Origin of the sequence: Microvirga massiliensis (assembly GCF_001006805.1) — a bacterium.
GTDB classification, from domain to species: Bacteria; Pseudomonadota; Alphaproteobacteria; order Rhizobiales; family Beijerinckiaceae; genus Microvirga; species Microvirga massiliensis.
On sequence record NZ_LN811356.1, the window covers coordinates 326664 to 344051 of the forward strand.

Annotated in this window: 19 protein-coding genes and 2 tRNA genes; 15 read left to right on the plus strand and 6 right to left on the minus strand. The window is 64.9% G+C overall.

Features of this window, described 5'->3' with window-relative positions; all coding sequences use genetic code 11:
- From BN1233_RS22015 to BN1233_RS22025, 3 genes are all read left to right on the plus strand, one after another.
- A complete protein-coding gene (locus tag BN1233_RS22015; protein ID WP_046865741.1) occupies window positions 1-855 on the plus strand; it encodes a transcription termination/antitermination NusG family protein in 855 nt (284 codons plus the stop codon).
- A 410-nt stretch (window positions 856-1265) separates the two neighbouring features.
- Window positions 1266-1691 carry a hypothetical protein gene (locus tag BN1233_RS22020; protein ID WP_046865742.1) on the plus strand — a complete coding sequence of 142 codons (426 nt, stop codon included), beginning with the start codon at window positions 1266-1268 and terminating at the stop codon, window positions 1689-1691.
- Between the two features lie 168 nt (window positions 1692-1859).
- Window positions 1860-2459 carry a type I phosphoribosyltransferase gene (locus tag BN1233_RS22025; protein WP_147707420.1) on the plus strand — a complete coding sequence of 200 codons (600 nt, stop codon included), beginning with the start codon at window positions 1860-1862 and terminating at the stop codon, window positions 2457-2459.
- 69 nt (window positions 2460-2528) lie between these two features.
- Here BN1233_RS22025 and BN1233_RS22030 read toward each other — a convergent pair whose 3' ends face one another.
- Window positions 2529-3293: a hypothetical protein gene (locus BN1233_RS22030; RefSeq protein ID WP_046865744.1), complete on the minus strand. Its 765-nt coding sequence runs from the start codon at window positions 3291-3293 to the stop codon at window positions 2529-2531.
- A 281-nt stretch (window positions 3294-3574) separates the two neighbouring features.
- Between BN1233_RS22030 and BN1233_RS43155 the strand changes: the two genes are divergently transcribed.
- A complete protein-coding gene (locus BN1233_RS43155) occupies window positions 3575-3907 on the plus strand; it encodes a DUF5681 domain-containing protein (protein ID WP_052763875.1) in 333 nt (110 codons plus the stop codon).
- Entirely contained in the window at window positions 3846-4808 is a 963-nt protein-coding gene (locus BN1233_RS22040; protein WP_052763876.1) for a hypothetical protein, read from the plus strand. Before BN1233_RS43155 ends, BN1233_RS22040 begins: the two co-directional genes overlap by 62 nt.
- A gap of 136 nt (window positions 4809-4944) precedes the next feature.
- On the opposite strand, the gene BN1233_RS22045 is transcribed toward BN1233_RS22040, so the two are convergent.
- Together BN1233_RS22045 and hemA are read right to left on the minus strand one after the other, a co-directional pair.
- Window positions 4945-5019, minus strand: a tRNA-Thr gene (locus BN1233_RS22045).
- Window positions 5020-5125: 106 nt separating this feature from the next.
- A complete protein-coding gene (hemA, locus tag BN1233_RS22050; protein ID WP_046865745.1) occupies window positions 5126-6352 on the minus strand; it encodes a 5-aminolevulinate synthase in 1227 nt (408 codons plus the stop codon).
- 154 nt (window positions 6353-6506) lie between these two features.
- Between hemA and BN1233_RS48500 the strand changes: the two genes are divergently transcribed.
- Window positions 6507-6674, plus strand: a complete 168-nt coding sequence (locus BN1233_RS48500) for a hypothetical protein (RefSeq protein WP_187144341.1) — start codon at window positions 6507-6509, stop codon at window positions 6672-6674.
- 169 nt (window positions 6675-6843) lie between these two features.
- Window positions 6844-8133 (plus strand): UDP-N-acetylglucosamine 1-carboxyvinyltransferase, encoded by a 1290-nt coding sequence (gene murA, locus BN1233_RS22055; protein ID WP_046865746.1) that lies wholly within the window; start codon window positions 6844-6846, stop codon window positions 8131-8133.
- A gap of 34 nt (window positions 8134-8167) precedes the next feature.
- Here murA and BN1233_RS22060 read toward each other — a convergent pair whose 3' ends face one another.
- Complete coding sequence (locus BN1233_RS22060; protein WP_046865747.1) at window positions 8168-8512, minus strand: hypothetical protein; 345 nt, start codon at window positions 8510-8512, stop codon at window positions 8168-8170.
- Between the two features lie 303 nt (window positions 8513-8815).
- Between BN1233_RS22060 and BN1233_RS22065 the strand changes: the two genes are divergently transcribed.
- From BN1233_RS22065 to BN1233_RS22080, 4 genes are all read left to right on the plus strand, one after another.
- A complete protein-coding gene (locus BN1233_RS22065; protein ID WP_046865748.1) occupies window positions 8816-9277 on the plus strand; it encodes a DUF2948 family protein in 462 nt (153 codons plus the stop codon).
- The gene (gene hisD / locus BN1233_RS22070; protein WP_046865749.1) at window positions 9277-10584 is read left to right on the plus strand and encodes a histidinol dehydrogenase; all 1308 of its coding nucleotides are present in this window, start codon (window positions 9277-9279) and stop codon (window positions 10582-10584) included. The genes BN1233_RS22065 and hisD overlap by 1 nt, the downstream gene beginning before the upstream one ends.
- A gap of 207 nt (window positions 10585-10791) precedes the next feature.
- Window positions 10792-11277, plus strand: coding sequence for a UPF0262 family protein (locus BN1233_RS22075; protein WP_046865750.1), 486 nt, complete (start codon window positions 10792-10794; stop codon window positions 11275-11277).
- Window positions 11278-11280: 3 nt separating this feature from the next.
- Complete coding sequence (locus BN1233_RS22080; protein ID WP_063776658.1) at window positions 11281-11730, plus strand: arsenate-mycothiol transferase ArsC; 450 nt, start codon at window positions 11281-11283, stop codon at window positions 11728-11730.
- 22 nt (window positions 11731-11752) lie between these two features.
- On the opposite strand, the gene BN1233_RS22085 is transcribed toward BN1233_RS22080, so the two are convergent.
- Complete coding sequence (locus BN1233_RS22085; RefSeq protein ID WP_046865751.1) at window positions 11753-12484, minus strand: TerC family protein; 732 nt, start codon at window positions 12482-12484, stop codon at window positions 11753-11755.
- Window positions 12485-12818: 334 nt separating this feature from the next.
- On the opposite strand from BN1233_RS22085, the gene BN1233_RS22090 reads away from it, so the two are divergent.
- From BN1233_RS22090 to BN1233_RS22105, 4 genes are all read left to right on the plus strand, one after another.
- The gene (locus BN1233_RS22090; RefSeq protein ID WP_046865752.1) at window positions 12819-13490 is read left to right on the plus strand and encodes a tripartite tricarboxylate transporter TctB family protein; all 672 of its coding nucleotides are present in this window, start codon (window positions 12819-12821) and stop codon (window positions 13488-13490) included.
- Entirely contained in the window at window positions 13490-14992 is a 1503-nt protein-coding gene (locus BN1233_RS22095; RefSeq protein WP_046865753.1) for a tripartite tricarboxylate transporter permease, read from the plus strand. Before BN1233_RS22090 ends, BN1233_RS22095 begins: the two co-directional genes overlap by 1 nt.
- Before the next feature lie 87 nt (window positions 14993-15079).
- Window positions 15080-16054 (plus strand): tripartite tricarboxylate transporter substrate-binding protein, encoded by a 975-nt coding sequence (locus BN1233_RS22100; RefSeq protein ID WP_046865754.1) that lies wholly within the window; start codon window positions 15080-15082, stop codon window positions 16052-16054.
- A gap of 110 nt (window positions 16055-16164) precedes the next feature.
- A tRNA-His gene (locus BN1233_RS22105) sits at window positions 16165-16241 on the plus strand.
- 737 nt (window positions 16242-16978) lie between these two features.
- Here the strand turns inward: BN1233_RS22105 and BN1233_RS22110 are convergent.
- Window positions 16979-17388, minus strand: a 410-nt coding sequence (locus BN1233_RS22110) for a Hint domain-containing protein (RefSeq protein WP_046865755.1), incomplete at its 5' end; no start/stop codon positions are given.

Here is a 17388-nt window from a genome sequence, read left to right on the forward strand (position 1 = left end):
ATGCGACATTCTCAAACGGGCTCTAAGCGCTTCGGCACGGCGCGCCCGGATCCGAAACCGATCGTGACCTCGGATCTCGAGCCGGACATGCTGCGCAAATTCATCCGGAAGTTTCAGGTGAACCCCGCGACGTGGCTCCGGCAGCTCGGCCCCCGCCTCGATGAGGCGGGCTGCACCGTGCCGCCGGAAATCCTCGCTGAATTCGGCTTCGCCCCGCGGGACGGGCCGGCACAGCGCGGCGTGGCGTGGCGTGAGCGACGAGGACAGGGCAGGGACATGGGACGCAAATCCCAACGCAGCAGACATCGCGCCTCGGCGCTCTCGCACCGGGTCGCGAAGAGCTACCTGACACGACGGCAGGGCCCGAACGGGCGCGTCGAACTCGTGCTCAAGGCTCCGGAGCCCGTCCCAGCGCTTGAGCCTGGACGGCACTGGCACGCGGTCCAGGCGATCCCCGGTCGCGAGTCGACGACGCGGGAGCGCATCGGGGAACTCGGCGTCTTGGCCTATCTCCCGGCCGAGAAACTCTCGGTCCCATGCCGTCCGACCGGGCGGTTCGTGCCAGGGCGCTCGAAAACCCGGAACTGCAGTTTCCGGCGCCTACTGATGCCCGGTTACGTGTTCACTGCGTTCAACGCTGATCTGCCGGAGGAGTGGCCGGATCTCAACCGGGTGAAGGGCGCGATCGCACTCCTCGCCGATCCCGCCACGGGTCGGCCTTATCGCGTGAAGGCGGAAGATCTCGCCCGCCTGGGGAGGGCCGGGAACCCGAACCAGATTTCGCGACGGCGCTCGCGGCCGGCCAAAAGGTCAGGATCACGGACGGGCCGTTCGCGTCGTATACCGCGATCGTGACCGCGCCGGGGGAGGAGCGGGTCACGGTCGAGGCTTCGATATTCGGCCGCGCGACGGCAGTCCAGCTCGGCGTTTGCGGCGTAGAAGCGGTGTGATATGGTCACGCTGTTCGCACGTCCCTTAATGTAATGGCGCCTCGGAGCAGCGGTCGGGTGCGGCCAACGGAACGATTTCCGTTGACGGGCGAAGCATTTCCGGCCCGTGCTGGCTCCCTTGTCGAAAGCCCTAACTGTGCACTCAGCCCTCTCCGGGCCCACGCCTGCGCGGGCTCACTGCCGTAATTCTTGCAAGTATTTGCGTCTCCGCAGACCTTCTCCAAGGCCGGTTCAACTGAGCCTCTACTGAAGCCACCTTGGCAGCTCTGCGGACCCGGCGTATCGTCCGCACCGGGGCCTCCAGAGGAGGTAATTATGCCGAGAGAGCACTACGAGGAACTGGATTTTAATCTCGCACCCTTCGGGTTCGACGAGATCACGCTTCAGATCTGGGGGAAGGAGAGTCTTCGAGACTCGGATCCTCCAGGTACAAAGACCATCGATCATGGAGATCGAGAGATTGTTCTTTCGCCCGCACTACAGGCTGTCTTTGTCAACGAAGACACTGATGAAACTCTGACCTTCAGCATCACCGGCACGTCCCACAATACGCACAATTCGGACGGGTCGACCACGAGCGTCGCGACCGGCCGGAACATTTTAGGCGATCAGTTTGACAACGAGGTGGTGCTCACGATCGGACGTTTCACTTACACCATCGATGCGGATGGCAATCCGTCCCCGTTGACCGGTCACGGGCAGGAGATTGCTCTCCTTGCTCTGCTGGATCCGATCCTTTGATCCGGGCTAGCTGCCACTCGTAAGCCTCAACGACCCGCCGGGCCGGCATCGCCCCGGCGGCCTCCTTGAACGATCCCTCTGTACTGTGGTCATCAGAAGTCGAGTTAAGCCGAATGACGCGCACTCGCTGCGCCCACCTTTTGCTGCAAGAACAGGGACAAAACAGGCGTGAAGCCCATGCGCTCCTGGGCGCTGCCGTCGGCAACCCAACCGGCGGAGCATCGCCCGTCGCCGCTCGGGCCTCTCGTTTGGCAGCCCTCGCTCTACTCGCGCAATACGATCTCCTACCTGGTGGCGCACCGATGGCGGCGGGATACCAAGGATGCCGAACTGCAAGCTCTTAAGCGGCTCAAGCTGGACCTCGATCCGGCTGTCATCAGGCACATCGCGGAGGAGATCGTAGATCTCGCGCGCAAGATCGGCCCGGCGCCAGCGTCCGTCGTTCCTATCGCCTGCGGGCATTCGAAGCGTGACGATTGTCTGTCATTCCAACTCGCATCCAGCGTCGCGGAGCTGCTCGGCGCGACGTTTGCTCCCGTGTTCACGACGCGTCCTGCTCCGGGCTCGTCGCATCCGAAAGCGAACCTAGATCTCCCGCCGCTCGAGATGAGGGAAAGGCCTGCGGGACCGGCGCTCCTGGTCGACGACGTGGCAACGTCAGGCTGGCATCTCGAGGAGGCGTTGACGCGATTGCGCACGGAAGGCGTGCCGTGCTCGGCCATCGCGTGGCTCGGCGGCGTCACAGGAGATTGTGCCATGGCCACTTGATTGCACGCCTGTAGTGAGCGGTAGGCGCGCCAGCCAATTTTGAACCACAAGTCGGCTTCAGTCCCGCAACTACTTTGACCAACGCTTGGTGAAATCCGACGTCACGCGACCCAGTTTTTCCGGCCTCTCACTTATAGGTGTCTGTATTCTTGTGGCGGATAACTGGGTAAGCTCGATATTGAGTTGTTGCGAGACGAGCGGGCTTTTCACTCGCAAGTATTTTTCTACATGAGCAATCAGTCTCTCTGCCACTCCTCTGTTGGCAGGGAGGCTCCGATCGTCCGGCAACTTAAAGCTCTCATGGAAGCCCGTCACTTTTCCGAGTGTGAATGGGGTTGCATTACGTATCGGCTTGGGCTCTTTCTTGGAGTCTAGCAGCGCCGGGTCTTTTTTAATCTCGACTTTGCGCTGTTTCATTTGTTTCTCAATCGTCCTGCCTATGTTCTGGTTGGAGATTGGGTCGATTGCAGTCGCTCGTACGTAGCGGAATTCTTGCTCTTTTCCTGCTGCCTTGGGGTAAAGCTGATCGATATTGTGCGGCACTCCGGTCGCGATCCTGCTAAACTCAACCCCGTAGTACTTTCGGGTAAAAACGTCGAACCAACGGCGGTACTTGTCGGGCTCGAACGGGGTTACCCACAGTTGTGGCTTCCCATTTTCATCAATGAAGGCGAATGCCTCGTCTGAAGAAGCGCCATCCAACGGCTCGATCCATCCTCGGCCCGGTCCCATCGGAGCTGCGGCCCGGTTCTTGAAGAACTCCATATCGCGGATGCCAATCGCCGCCGCTGTGGTTGCATACTCCTTAAGAATACTGGAGTGCTGATCCTGCATGATGTCTTCAGCGCGTACGGTTGTCGCTGGCTGTGAAGATTGGTTTCCAGCCCCTGCGGACTTGGCGGCTGGTGCAGCTGTAGCTGGTGTCGAGGATCCTGAATCAGCAGCGGGGCTGGCTGTAGCTGGTGGCGAGGAGTCGCTACTCGTGGACATTTGTAGCCTCACAAGTGTTTGCCATAGTGACCCCATCATACGCGCGATCAGCCCCGCGGTTATGTGCGCGCTCGTACATCCGTCTTGCCCGGTAGTCTCGGCAAGGATTGATGGCGTGTGATCACATGGCCAAGTTTCAGCCGGGGCAATCCGGCAATCCGAAAGGGCGGCCGAAAGGCTCGCGCGATGCGCTCTCGGAGAAGTTCATTGCGGAGCTGTTCCGCGACTTCTCGAGCGGCACCACGGCGCGGGACACGATCGTTCGCGTGCGTGAGGCGCGGCCGGACATTTACCTGTCCCTCATCGCCAAGCTCATCCCCGAGAAAAAGCAGCACGAACTCACCGGCCGCGACGGCGGCCCGATCGAGACTCGGCAAGCTGCAGAACTGAGCGACGATGAACTTGCACGTATCGCCGCAGCAGGCCGCGGCGGAGCTGCTCCGGAGGCGGAGGGCTAGAGAGAGCCTCGCCGGCTTCGTCAACGCCGTCGAGATCCCCGGCAAGCCTGTCTCCGACGATCCCGACGCGTGGCTGTATCCGATCGAAACTTCCGTCGCCGCGCATCATCTGCTGCTCTGCGACAAGCTCGAGGCGATTAGTTCGACACCGCACGGGCGGCTCATGGTGTTCATGCCGACGGGCTCGGCAAAGTCGACTTACGCATCCGTCGTGTTCCCGACCTGGTTCATGGGCAAGCGGCCGGGCGCGCGGCACATCCTCACGTCCTACGGCTCCGACCTCGCCCGTCGGCACGGGCGCCGGGCCCGTCAGATCGTTCGCTCCCGCGCTTATCAGTCGTTGTTCGGCACGGCGCTCTCCGCTGACTCGAGCGCCGCGGACGAGTGGGCGCTCACGAACGGCTCCGAATACATGGCCGGCGGCATCCTGTCGGGCATCACCGGCAACCGCGCGCACGGGCTCCTGATCGACGATCCCGTGAAAGGCCGCGAGGATGCGGACAGTCCGGTGATCCGGCGGAAAACGCTCGACGCCTACGAGGACGACCTGAAAACCCGCCTGATTCCGGGCGGCTGGATCGCGCTGATTCAGACGCGGTGGCACGAGGACGATCTCGCGGGCTCCATCCTCCCTCGAGGCTGGAAGGGCGAAAGCGGGTCGATCGAATGCCGCAACGGCAACGTGTGGAAGTGCTGTGTCTGCCAGCGCTCTGCGATCTCCCGGACGATCCGCTCGGGCGCAAACCTGGGGAATTCCTCTGGCCCGAGTGGTTCGACGGGCGCCGTTGGGCGCAATTCAGGAGCAACGCGCGCACCTGGTCGGCGCTTTATCAGCAGCACCCGACGCCCGACTCCGGCGCCTACTTTCAGGCCGATTGGCTCCGGCCCGTCATCCCTCTAGCCAGATAGGGTGCGGAACGCCTGCGGAACAAAGTCCCCGGATTCAGTGGGGATGTTCCTGCGATGTTCCGCCTAATTCTGCCAGATGAAGAGGAGCGGTCTATCCGCTCAACTCATTGGAAAATCTAAAGGAATGATGGTGCTGCCAGTGAGGATTGAACTCACGACCTCTCCCTTACCAAGGGAGTGCTCTACCACTGAGCTACGGCAGCATCTTCGCACGGCCGCGCTCGACGGCGCGGCGCCGGGGCAAACGCCCTTGCGTGGGCCGGTCTAGTGCCACAGCCCGGCCCTAGGCGCAAGCCATCCGTGGGGCGACTATTCGGCTGCCATCCTCCCGCGTCCGAGGGGCAGGCCGAGGACTCCCCAGACTTCGACCAGGGCGGCGGTGAGCTCCGCGATCGCCGTCTCGTCGTGGAGCGGGGAGGGCGTGATTCGCAGGCGCTCGGTGCCGCGCGGCACGGTCGGGTAGTTGATGGGCTGGATGTAGATCCCGTGCTTTTCGAGGAGGCGGTCCGAGGCCGCCTTGCAGGCCTCCGCGTCGCCGACCATGATCGGCACGATATGGGTCTCGGTCGGCAGGATGGGCAGGCCGGCTGCGGCGAGGGCCTCCTTGGTGCGCGCCACCTGGCGCTGCTGTCCCTCTCGCTCGGCTCCGGAGCGCTTGAGATGCCGGACGGAAGCGGCCGCGGCCGCCGCCACGGCCGGGGGCAGGGCGGTGGTGAAGATGAAGCCCGGCGCATAGCTGCGCACGGCGTCGGCGACGGCCCGGGAGGCTGCGATGTAGCCGCCGAGAACCCCAAAGGCCTTCCCGAGCGTGCCCTCGATCACGTCGATCCGGCCCATGGCTCCCTCGCGGTCGGCGATGCCGCCGCCACGCGGGCCGTACATCCCAACCGCATGGACCTCGTCGAGATAGGTCATGGCGCCGTAGCGCTCTGCAAGATCGCACATCGCGTGGATCGGCGACACGTCCCCATCCATGGAATAGACGCTCTCGAACACGATCAGCTTCGGGCGGTCGCCGGCGCCGCGCAGGAGCTCTTCCAGGTGATCAAGGTCGTTGTGCCGGAAGATCGCCTTCTCGCAACCGGACTGGCGCACGCCCTCGATCATCGAATTGTGGTTCAGGGCGTCGGAGAGGATGAGACAGCCCGGAATCAGGCGGGCGATGGTCGAAATTCCGGTCTGGTTCGAGATGTAGCCGGAGGTGAAGACGAGCGCCGCTTCCTTGGCGTGCAGGTCGGCGAGTTCGGCCTCGAGCCGGACGATGGGGTGGCTGTTCCCGGAAATATTGCGGGTGCCGCCCGCCCCCGTGCCGAGCCGTTGCGCCGTATCGGCCATCGCGGCGATCACGTCCGGGTGCTGGCCCATGCCGAGATAATCGTTCGAGCACCACACGGTGATCGGCCGCGGGCCGTCCGGAGCGTGCCAGATGGCCTGCGGAAAGCGACCCGCCACCCGCTCGATGTCGGCGAAGACGCGGTAGCGCCGCTCCGCCCTCAACCGATCCAGTGCCGACGTGAAAAAGCCTTGATAATCCATGATCTCACCGAGCGCTTATGCGCCAATATGGGGTGACGCAGCGGCTTTCCTTGATCCGGATCAAGGTGCACCCCAGGTGCCACTTCGCAATATTCCGGTTGAGCGGCTCTCGCGAACTCAGTATTGCGTCGCGAGACGAACGGTCGCGTGAACCATGTCCAGCGTGAAATCGCAAGAGAGGCAGGAGCGGCTCAGGGCTGCGCTGAAGGAAAACCTAAAGCGCCGCAAGGCTCAGGCGCGGGGCCGCGAAACCCAGCGCAGCGACAGCCCGGCGGCCGCGCCGCCGGCGGACGGCAACGAAAACGAGACGCCGGAGCGCTAAGCCGCATCCGGCGAAGTATCTGGTGGCTCACCGCAGGGGAATGCGGGACCATCCCATGGCAGGCGCTCATTCCGCGTGATGGGAATGGGCTCCGGAGAGACTTCGAAATCCACCGGTTTCGCGGTGCGAGCCGGCATGGAGTTGCGCCCGAGCGGCGGAAAGGACGACGATGGACCGCATTCGCATCCGGGGCGGCGCTCCGCTGAACGGTACGATCCCGATCTCGGGGGCCAAGAACGCGGCTCTTCCGCTCATGACCGCGAGCCTTCTCACGGACGAGACGCTGGAGCTCACGAACGTGCCGCGGCTCGCCGACGTCTCGTCGCTCCTGCGGATCCTGAGCAATTTCGGGGTCGACCACATGATCGCCGGGCGGCGTCCCGGCCAGACCTCGGAGACCGGCCAGACGGTCCGGCTCACGGCCCGCACCATCATCGATACCTGCGCACCCTACGAGCTCGTCTCGACGATGCGGGCGAGCTTCTGGGTCATCGCTCCCCTGCTGGCCCGATTCGGCCAGGCGAGGGTCTCGTTGCCGGGCGGCTGCGCGATCGGAACGCGGCCCGTCGATCTCTTGATCATGGCGATGGAGAGGCTCGGGGCCACGATCGAGATCGATGGCGGTTACGTGGTCGCGAAGGCGCCGCGCGGGCTGCAGGGCGGTGAAATCGTCTTCCCGAAGGTTACGGTGGGGGGCACCCATGTCGCCCTGATGGCGGCGGTACTGGCGAACGGGACGACCGTCATCGAGAACGCCGCCCGTGAGCCGGAAGTGGCGGATCTCGCGAACTGCCTCGTTAAGATGGGAGCCCGGATCGAGGGCGGAGGGACCTGCCGGATCGTCGTCGAAGGCGTTTCCCGCCTCCATGGCGCGAGCCACGAGGTGCTGCCCGACCGCATCGAGACCGGGACCTATGCCATAGCGGTCGCGATGACCGGAGGTGATGTCACCCTGACCAATACCCGACCCGACCTCCTGCAATTCGCCCTCGATACGCTCGGCCAGGTGGGGGTCGACATTTCCGTGACAAACGAAGGCATTCGTGTCAGGCGGAACGGTGCCGGGCTCGAGCCGGTCGATGTCACGACCGATCCGTTTCCGGGCTTTCCGACTGATCTCCAGGCGCAGTTCATGGCCCTGATGACCCGGGCCAAGGGCACGTCCCGCATCACGGAAACCATCTTCGAGAACCGGTTCATGCACGTGCAGGAACTGGCCCGCCTCGGGGCCTCCATCCGGCTCGACGGCGACAGCGCCTTCGTGGATGGGGTCAAGCGGCTCAGGGGCGCGCCGGTCATGGCGACGGATCTGCGCGCATCGGTTTCGCTCGTCATCGCCGGCCTCGCCGCCGAGGGCGAGACCATGATCAACCGGGTCTATCACCTCGACCGCGGCTTCGAGGCCCTCGAGGCCAAGCTCGGGCGCTGCGGCGCCGAGATCGAGCGGATCAAGAGCTGACCTCGCCCGAACGGTTCCCGCATCGCGGCGCTGCTCAGTAGCCTATCGCGCCGCGCTTCTCGCCGAAGCCCGGGATGTAGCAGCGGCAGGGCGTGTTGATGGGAGCCCGGCCCGGGGCTTCGCAATTGCCGCGCGAGGTCACGCAGATCCCGCCAATCCGGGCTCGCCGCCCGCGATAGGGCTCGTCATAGCCGTAGCGGCGGCGGGGGCCGCGATACTCGTCCTCGAAATCCCGGCGATCATAGTAGTCGCGCGGGCCACCGCGGTAGGGGCGCTCCTCATAAACCGGCGGCTCGCCATAGCGGTAATAGCCCTGCGCCGAGGCCGGGGTTCCGACCAGCAGGCCCAAGGCGGCTGCCGCAAGAATCTTTCCTCTCATGACACGACACTCCTGCTCCATGGACCCGCCATGGGACGATCCTCGGCTCGGGCGGCGCCCGGCCGACTCCATCCGTTGATGAACCCCGGCGATAGGGGAAGGTTGCGCCCTCGGGCGGATCGGCGGAGGAGGACTGCCCTGATGGCACGAATTTCCTGCGAGAGGGTTTCCGGGCGCGCGCGCCGAATCGCGTGGAGCCGCTCGATTGGTCTCGGCGGTGGCGGAAGGTTGCGCTTGCGGCGAGCCGTCTCTACTTGAGCATCGATACCGACATTCTAGCCCCGGCAGGAGCGCTCACCGGCCATGGACCTCCTGAAACTCGTCGCTCTCGATCAGGAAGACCTCGCGGTCATTTCCGCCCATCTGCAGGACGCGATCGTCAAGGTCGGTGATCTGACATACCTGCCGCGGGAGCGGCGCTTCGCCCTGGTGGCGCGCCGATTCGACTGGGAGGCCGATCCGGGACAGCCGCCGCGGCGGCGCCTGACCGGACTGCACTTCGAGCGGGTCAACGCGGTCCGGGCTCGTGGCATCGACCGCAGCAAGCCCGATGCGAGCCTCGATCTGCTGGCGATCACTTTCGAGGAGTCCACGTCCCCGTCCGGGACCGCGACTCTCATCTTTGCGGAAGGCGGCGCCATCCAGCTCGATCTCGAATGCGTCGAGATGCAGATGAAGGATCTCGGGCCGGTCTGGGAGGCGGAGAGCCGGCCCAAGCATGACGAAGTGGATCAGCCCGAGCGCCTGCCTGCGGGCCGACTGTAATGGCGCAGCGCCTCGACGCGAGATCGGCGGATTTTTCGCGCGCCTTCGATCGTCTCCTAGCCGCCAAGCGCGAAGTCTCGGAGGATATCGACCACGCGGTGCGCACGATCATCGATGACGTCGTCGCCCGGGGCGATGCCGCGCTGATCGATTACACCGCCCGGTTCGACGGACTGGAACTGAGCCCCGGACGCCTTGCCGTCTCCGCACAGGAGGTCGATGTCGCGCTGGCGGATTGCGATCGTGCGGCGCTCGATGCGCTGTCTCTCGCAAAGGAGCGGATCGAGACCTTCCACACGGCTCAGCGCCCCTCCGACTGGATCTCCACGGATTCGGCCGGTGTCACCCTCGGCTGGCGCTGGACTTCCCTCGAGTCCGTCGGCCTTTACGTACCGGGCGGGACCGCGAGCTATCCCTCATCGGTGTTGATGAACGCCGTCCCCGCGAAGGTCGCAGGGGTGGAGCGGGTCGTGATGGTGGTCCCGACCCCGCGGGGCGAGATCAATCCTCTCGTGCTCGCAGCCGCCCGGCTCGCCGGCGTCGACGAGATCTACCGGGTCGGCGGCGCCCAGGCGGTAGCTGCCCTGGCCTATGGAACGGAGACGATCGCGCCTGTCGCCAAGATTGTCGGCCCCGGGAATGCCTATGTCGCGGCAGCGAAGCGGAGGGTCTTCGGCCAGGTCGGGATCGACATGATCGCCGGGCCCTCGGAAGTGCTCGTCCTGGCGGACGGCGATGCGAATCCGGATTGGGTCGCGGCCGACCTCCTGGCTCAGGCCGAGCACGACACGGCCGCGCAATCGATCCTCGTTACGTCGAGCGCCGCCCTCGCGGACGCTGTCGATGGGGCCGTCGCGCGCCAGCTCGAGACCCTGCCGCGCGCCGCGATCGCCCGGGCGAGCTGGATGGAATTCGGCGCGATCATCCTCGTGGAAAGGCTCGAGGATGCGGTGCCTCTCGTGGACCGCATCGCGCCGGAACATCTCGAGATCGAAACCGCCGACGCGGAGACACTGGCGGCGAGGATACGCAACGCGGGCGCGATCTTTCTCGGCAGCCACACTCCCGAGGCGATCGGCGATTACATCGGCGGGCCGAACCACGTGCTCCCGACTGCGCGGTCCGCCCGGTTCTCGTCCGGGCTCGGAGTGCTCGACTTCATGAAGCGGACCTCGATCCTGAAATGCGACCCCGAGGCTCTGCGGGCGCTCGGTCCGGCGGCGATCGCGCTCGGCCGGTCGGAGGGGCTCGAGGGGCATGCCCGGTCGGTAGAGATCCGCCTGAACCTCGGGGATCGCCGCGGATAGCGTTCTGCCCGAAGCTGGGCCAGAATTCCCGAGAGCGGCAGACGCTTCGCCGGGTAAGGCTTCCACAGCTTGATCTCCGGCGAAGGCAGGATCGGATCCTGATTCACGCGCTGACCCGCTAGGGTCTGCCGGATGCCGGAGTCGCGTTCCCGACAGGTCCGGCAGTTGCTGTACCGGATCGGGTGCCTGCCCGACCGAGGAGGACGGATGGAGAGCGGGGGCAAGACCCGACAGCGACTCGTGAGCGTGACGCTCGACGAGGCTTCGATCGGCCGCGGCAACCCGGACCAGGAGCACGAGCGCGCCATCGCGATCTACGACATCCTCGAAGCCAACTGCTTCGCGGTTCCGGGCCACGAAGGCGGGCCCTACCAGCTGCAGATTGCGCTCGTGGAGAAGCGTCTCTGCTTCGAGGTCCGAACCGAGCGGAGCGAGCCCGTCGTCACGCACCACCTCTCCCTTTCGCCGTTCCGGAAGGTCATTCGTGACTACGAGATGATCTGCGAGAGCTACTACAAGGCGATCCGCAGCGCGTCGCCCGCCCAGATCGAGGCCATCGACATGGGCCGCCGGGGCCTCCACAACGAAGCCGCCGAGCTCCTCGTCGAACGGCTCACGGGGAAGCTGGAACTCGACTTCGATACGGCCCGGCGGCTCTTCACGCTGATCTTTGCCCTCCACTGGCGAGGATGATGCGTGGCTGAGGCATCCCGCCCCGCGAAAATCCATTCGGTCCTATTCGTGTGCGCCTACAACGCCATCCGCTCGCCCATGGCCGAGTCGATAGCACGCCACTATTTCGGCCGGTCGATCTATGTCCAATCCGCCGGGGTCCGGAAAGGCGAAATCGATCCTTTCGTCACGACCGTTCTCGGGGAAATCGGGATCGACGCCTCCCGACACCGCCCGCGGACTCTCGAGGAGCTCGAGGAATGGGAGGGGCTGAACTTCGACCTCGTCATCTCGCTGTCGCCCGAGGCTCACCATGCCGCCCTTGAGCTGACGCGGAGCCTCGCCGTCGCGGTCGAGTATTGGCCGACGGTGGACGCGAGCCTCGTTCAGGGGGCGCGAGAGCAGCGCCTGGAAGCCTATCGCGATGTGCGTGACGGGCTCATCTCCCGCATCCGCACCCGGCTGAAGAGCTGACCCGCCACGACGAAGAGCCCGGCTACATCGTCTTGGCGGTGCCCCGGCCGCCGTTGCGCGCAAGGACGAAGCCGACCACGGTGACGAGCAAAGCTCCGGACACCGTCGCGGCCCAGTGCAGAAGATCACTCGGATGCGAACCTTCCGTCCCGGCGACCACCAGGGAGGGCCAGTGGCCGAGCCACGAGAGAACGGCGGGATCCGTCACGATCATCTCCGCGGCGATGTAGCCGAGCAGGGCGGCGCCGGCCCAGACGAAGATCGGAAACCGCGCGATCAGGGCGGTGATCAGCGTCGCGCCCACCATGATCAGAGGGATCGACAGAAGCAGCCCGAAAACGAAGAGCTCGGGGTGCCCGCGGGAAGCAGCGGCAATCGCCACCACATTGTCGAGGCTCATCACCGCATCGGCCAACGCGATCGTCCGGACCGCCCTCCAGAGATTGTCGGAGGCGGCGATATCGTGCCCGTCCTCGTCCTCGCCGACCACGAGCTTCGTCGCGATCCAGAACAGCAGGAGGCCGCCGGCGATGCGCAGGTAGGGCACACCGAGCAAAATCGAGATGACGAGCGCAAAGACGATCCGCAGTGCCACTGCGACGGTCGCCCCGAGAAAGATCCCGAGCCGCTTCTGATGGGCCGGGAGCGAGCGGCACGCGAGCGCGATGACGACCGCGTTGTCTCCGGACAGGAGGATGTCGATCCAGACGATCTGGAGGACAGATAAGAGCCACGGTCCGGACAGGAATTCCATGTCGCGCGCCTGTTTTGACAGCTTAACTAGAGCAGCGGCCGCGGGAGCAAAGCCGATGGCCGCCGGACGCAGGTGGGAGGGCTCGGGTTCGACCGTGCAGGGCAGGAGGGAAGGCCTGATTCCACTTGCCTGCTCCGTGGAGGCTACCGTGGGACGAGCATCCCGTTCCGCCCAGCGGAGGCGCAGAGTGCGGGTGTCGGTGAGGTCGCTTTTAGGCGCTTCGGGCCAGCCGGTTCCCGACCAAGCTTGATCCGGGACCGTTGCTTGGGGCAAAAGGCGGTCCCGATGCACCGGGTTTAACCAGAACCAAGATTCCGGTGGGAGAGGAGCATTCATGTCCGACTACGGAAAGAGCCCGGACGGACCCGGGACGACAGGGTCATTTGCGGGATCCCAGAATTTCGTGGGCGGCCTGATGCTGTTGGGGATCGCGGTCCTCGCGCTCTACCTCACGCGGGATCTCTCGCAGGGAACGCTCCGCGCGATGGGGCCGGCGATGATGCCGCGCTGGCTCGCGATTGCCGTCGGGGCCTGCGGCGTCGCGCTGATCGTGTCGCCGTTTCTCGCCCACGGAGAACGCCTCGATCGCTGGAGCCTGCGCGGGCCTCTCTTCGTGGTGCTGGGCATTCTCGCGTTTGCGGTCACCATCCGCCCCTTCTCGATAGCCGGGCTGACCGTGCCGGGGCTCGGCCTCGTCGTGGCAGGCCCGCTCGCAGTGGTTGTGGGAGGCTTCGCGACACCCGAAGCCCGGCTCAAGGAACTCCTCATCATGGGCTTTGGCCTGACGGCGTTCTGCATGGTGCTCTTCGGAGACATTCTCAACTTGCCCCTTCCCGTCTTCCCGAATGCCCTGCTGGACCTCTTCCCGGCGGGCTGGAGCCAGAAGGCGATCCTGCGGCTGACGGCGGCGGTTCTTGCCGTCCTCGCCGCCGCCGTCTTCTTCATCCTCCCGAGCCGGCCTCGATCCCCCGACGCCGAGATCATCGAAAATTCCGGAAGGGTCTGATGGGCGATTTCCTATCCAATCTCGGCCTCGGCTTCTCGGTTGCGCTCACGCTCCAGAACATCGGCCTCGCCTTCATCGGCTGTCTCGTCGGCACGCTGATCGGCGTTCTGCCCGGAGTGGGCCCGACCGCCACGATTGCGATGCTGCTGCCGATCACCTTCGGGATCGACCCGGTCGGCGCCCTGATCATGCTCGCCGGCATCTATTACGGCGCGCAGTATGGCGGCTCGACCACGGCCATCCTGGTCAACATCCCCGGCGAAGCGAGCGCCGTCGTGACGGCTCTCGACGGCCATGAGATGGCCCGCCAGGGGAGGGCCGGCATCGCCCTCGGCATCGCGGCGATCGGCTCCTTCTTCGCGGGGACGGTCTCGACGGTCATCATCGCCGCGCTCGGGGCGCCCCTGACGAAGCTCGCGCTGCTCTTCGGCCCGGCGGAATATTTCTCCCTGATGGTCATGGGCCTGATCTTCGCGATCGTGCTGGCGCGCGGTTCGCTTCTGAAAGCGGTCGCGATGATCCTTCTCGGCATCCTGCTCTCGACCGTCGGCACCGACCTCGAGACCGGCCAGGAGCGCATGACCTTCGGTCTGCAGTTCCTCTCCGATGGGGTCGACTTCGCGGTTCTCGCGATGGGCCTGTTCGGCATCTCGGAGATCCTGCGCAGCCTCGAACAGACCGAGACCCGCGACGTCGTCCGCAAAGCGATCGGCCGTCTCCTCCCGAACATGGAGGATTTCCGCCAGAGCGCCGGCCCGGTGCTGCGTGGGACAGCAATCGGCGCCGCCCTCGGCATCCTGCCCGGCAGCGGCTCCGTGCTCGGGCCGTTCGCGTCCTACACGGTCGAGAAGAAGATCGCGAAGGACCCGAGCCGCTTCGGGCGCGGCGCCATCGAGGGCGTGGCGGGGCCGGAAAGCGCCAACAATGCCGGCGCGCAGACCTCGTTCATCCCGCTCCTGACGCTCGGCATTCCGCCGAACGCCGTGATGGCGCTGATGGTGGGCGCGATGACGATCCACGGGATCATCCCGGGGCCGCAGGTCATGACCAAGAACCCGAACCTGTTCTGGGGCATGATCGCGTCGATGTGGATTGGCAACCTGATCCTCCTCGTCATCAACCTGCCCCTGGTCGGCGTGTGGGTGCGGCTCCTGAAAGTGCCGTACCGGCTCATGTTCCCCGCGATCCTGATGTTCTGCTGCATCGGGATCTACACGATCAACTCGCTGCCGACCGACGTGATGTTCATCGCGTTCTTTGGGCTGGTCGGCTTCACGCTGATCAAGTTCGGGTTCGAGCCGGCTCCCCTGCTGCTCGGCTTCGTGCTCGGCCGGCTCATGGAGGAAAATCTCCGGCGCGCGCTCATCATCTCGCGGGGTGAGTTGACGACCTTCGTCGAGCGACCGGTCAGCGCCGTTCTGCTCGCCGTGGCCGTGATCCTCTTGGTGATCGCGGTCCTGCCCTCGATCCGCAAAGGTCGCGATGAGGTTTTCACCGAGTAGTCATCTTTGGCCGCTTATAGCGCCAAGGCTGCTCTTGCCTTGTATCCGGCCGACCCACCCGGGTCGGCGACTACTTGAGAGGATTGAATGAAGACGACCCTTCTCACCGTCGCGGCGGCCCTTGGCCTCGCGGTGACCGGGGCCCAGGCCCAGAACTACCCGAACCGGCCGATCACCATGATCGTCCCCTTCGCGGCTGGCGGCCCGACGGACGTCGTGGCCCGGATCGTGACCGATCACATGTCCAGAACGCTGGGCCAGCAGATCGTGGTCGAAAACGTCGCCGGCGCCGGTGGCACCACCGGCATCACGCGGGCAAGCCAGGCGCAGCCCGATGGCTACACGATCATGATGGGCCACATGGGGACCCATGGCGCCGCTCCGGCGCTCTACCCGAACCTCAAATACGATCCCACCAAGGACTTCGCGCCGATCGGCCTCGCGGCCGGGACGCCGATCCTCATCGTGGCGAAGAAGGACTTCCCCGCCAACAATCTTCAGGAAGCGATCACCTACCTGAAGAAGAACGGCGACAAGGTGAACATGGCCCATGCGGGCGTGGGATCGGTCTCCCACTCGACGGGCGTGCTGTTCAATTCGACGATCGACATCAAGCCGACCTTCGTGGCGTATCGGGGCACCGGCCCGGCGCTCAACGACCTGATGGCCGGCACCGTCGACCTCATGACGGACCAGATCGTCAACGTGGCGCCGCAGATCCAGGCCGGCAACATCAAGGCCTTCGCGATTGCGACGCCGGAGCGCTCGCCCGCGCTCCAGAACGTGCCGACCACGAAGGAGGCCGGCCTTCCCGACTACCAGGTGAGCGCCTGGAACGCGGTCTTCGCTCCGAAGGGCGTGCCGCAGGAGGTCGTCACCAAGCTGAACGACGCCCTCGTCAAGTCCCTCGAGGACGAGAACACGAAGAAGCGCCTCGCCGATCTCGGCGGCGTCCTCCCGACCGCGGAGGAGCGGACCCCTGCGGGCCTCCAGAAACTCGTCGACAGCGAGGTCGCACGCTGGACCCCGGTTCTGAAGGCCGCCGGTGCCACCGGTCAGTAAGAACTCCGGCTGATTTCGGAAGAAGGGCGGGCCGTGAGGTCCGCCCTTTGCTTTTGCGCTCTCAAGCGCCTTGAAATCACCGCCGGTCGCGGCTACACCACCGGTCGCGGGCCGCCGTAGCTCAGTTGGTTAGAGCACCAGATTGTGGATCTGGGGGTCCCCCGTTCGAGCCGGGGCGGCGGTACCATTAAAATCAACCCTTTCGCCCAGATTGCCTTGCTTCGGCTTCTCAGGAGCTGAGATTGGAAAGGAATGGGAAGTAGCGTAGCAGAAACGGTGATCGGTCCGGCTTCGTGAACACCGTGCGGAATCGATGAGCCACCAACCCTGCAAGGCCTCCCAGTTTTAGGGATCCAAAACTCGACGGCTCCGCACATGGCCAAGGGCGCGGTTTTCTTTGTATTTTATGAGGCGGGAACTGCGGGTCATCATATCGACCGTGGCGCATTTGCCTCTTCCGGCCTGTTCTCAGGCCGACGCCGGCCGCCTGACGATATCCTCGAGTTGCGCCACTTCGAGGGATGAACCTGCCACTTACCTCTGCATGTGGCAGCCAACGGATCCTTGCTTGGTCGCTGTGCGATGGGATCGAACCAGGGTTAGGATCAATCCGCCTATGATTGCGCCTGCGCTGCTCCAAAGCACTCCGTCAACACCGGGGTGCCGGCCAGGCGAGAAGTTTTGCAAAAGCTCCATCAAACTGCTGTAGGCAGAAAGTGACCCGACGATCAGCCATGTCGCTCTGGGATATGCAAGGACGAAGAGCCCGGCAGTAGCCCCATAGGCAATGGCGTGTTCCACGCCTGCAGGGGCAAAGGTCCGCACTTCCATGCTCTTCGGAATGAGTGACAAATAGGAGATCAGGCCTACGCAGAGCCAAGCGGCACATCGCAGCGGGCTCACGGGCGATCTGAGCTGATTTCCCTACCTAACGAGTTCGTCTGCCCTTGTGGCGAGTCTCTCGTATGCACTTCCGACAGGGTCACGAACCTGGACGAAGGGAGACATTCCAAGGAGCAGCAGCGCCTTCAGGTGCGCCCGGCCGCCATTGTAGCTCACCAAGGGCGCGAAAGGCGTCAGCGCGGGACGCGGTTCATGCCCGTAGAGCCGCTCGTATTCGATGAAGTTCGTGAAGCTCTCGTAATCGCGCCCGCGCAGGAGATAGGTCTCGATCGGGGCCCCCTCGGCCAGAATCACCTCATGGCTGTCGAGCAGGATCTGGAAATACTCAATGACCTCTGTGCCCTCGGGCAGCGCAGGCACGATCGAGATCCCGTTCACGAGTTCCCGCACGGGTATGAGGACGCCGTCGATAAACAGGGCGTGCTCCGGGG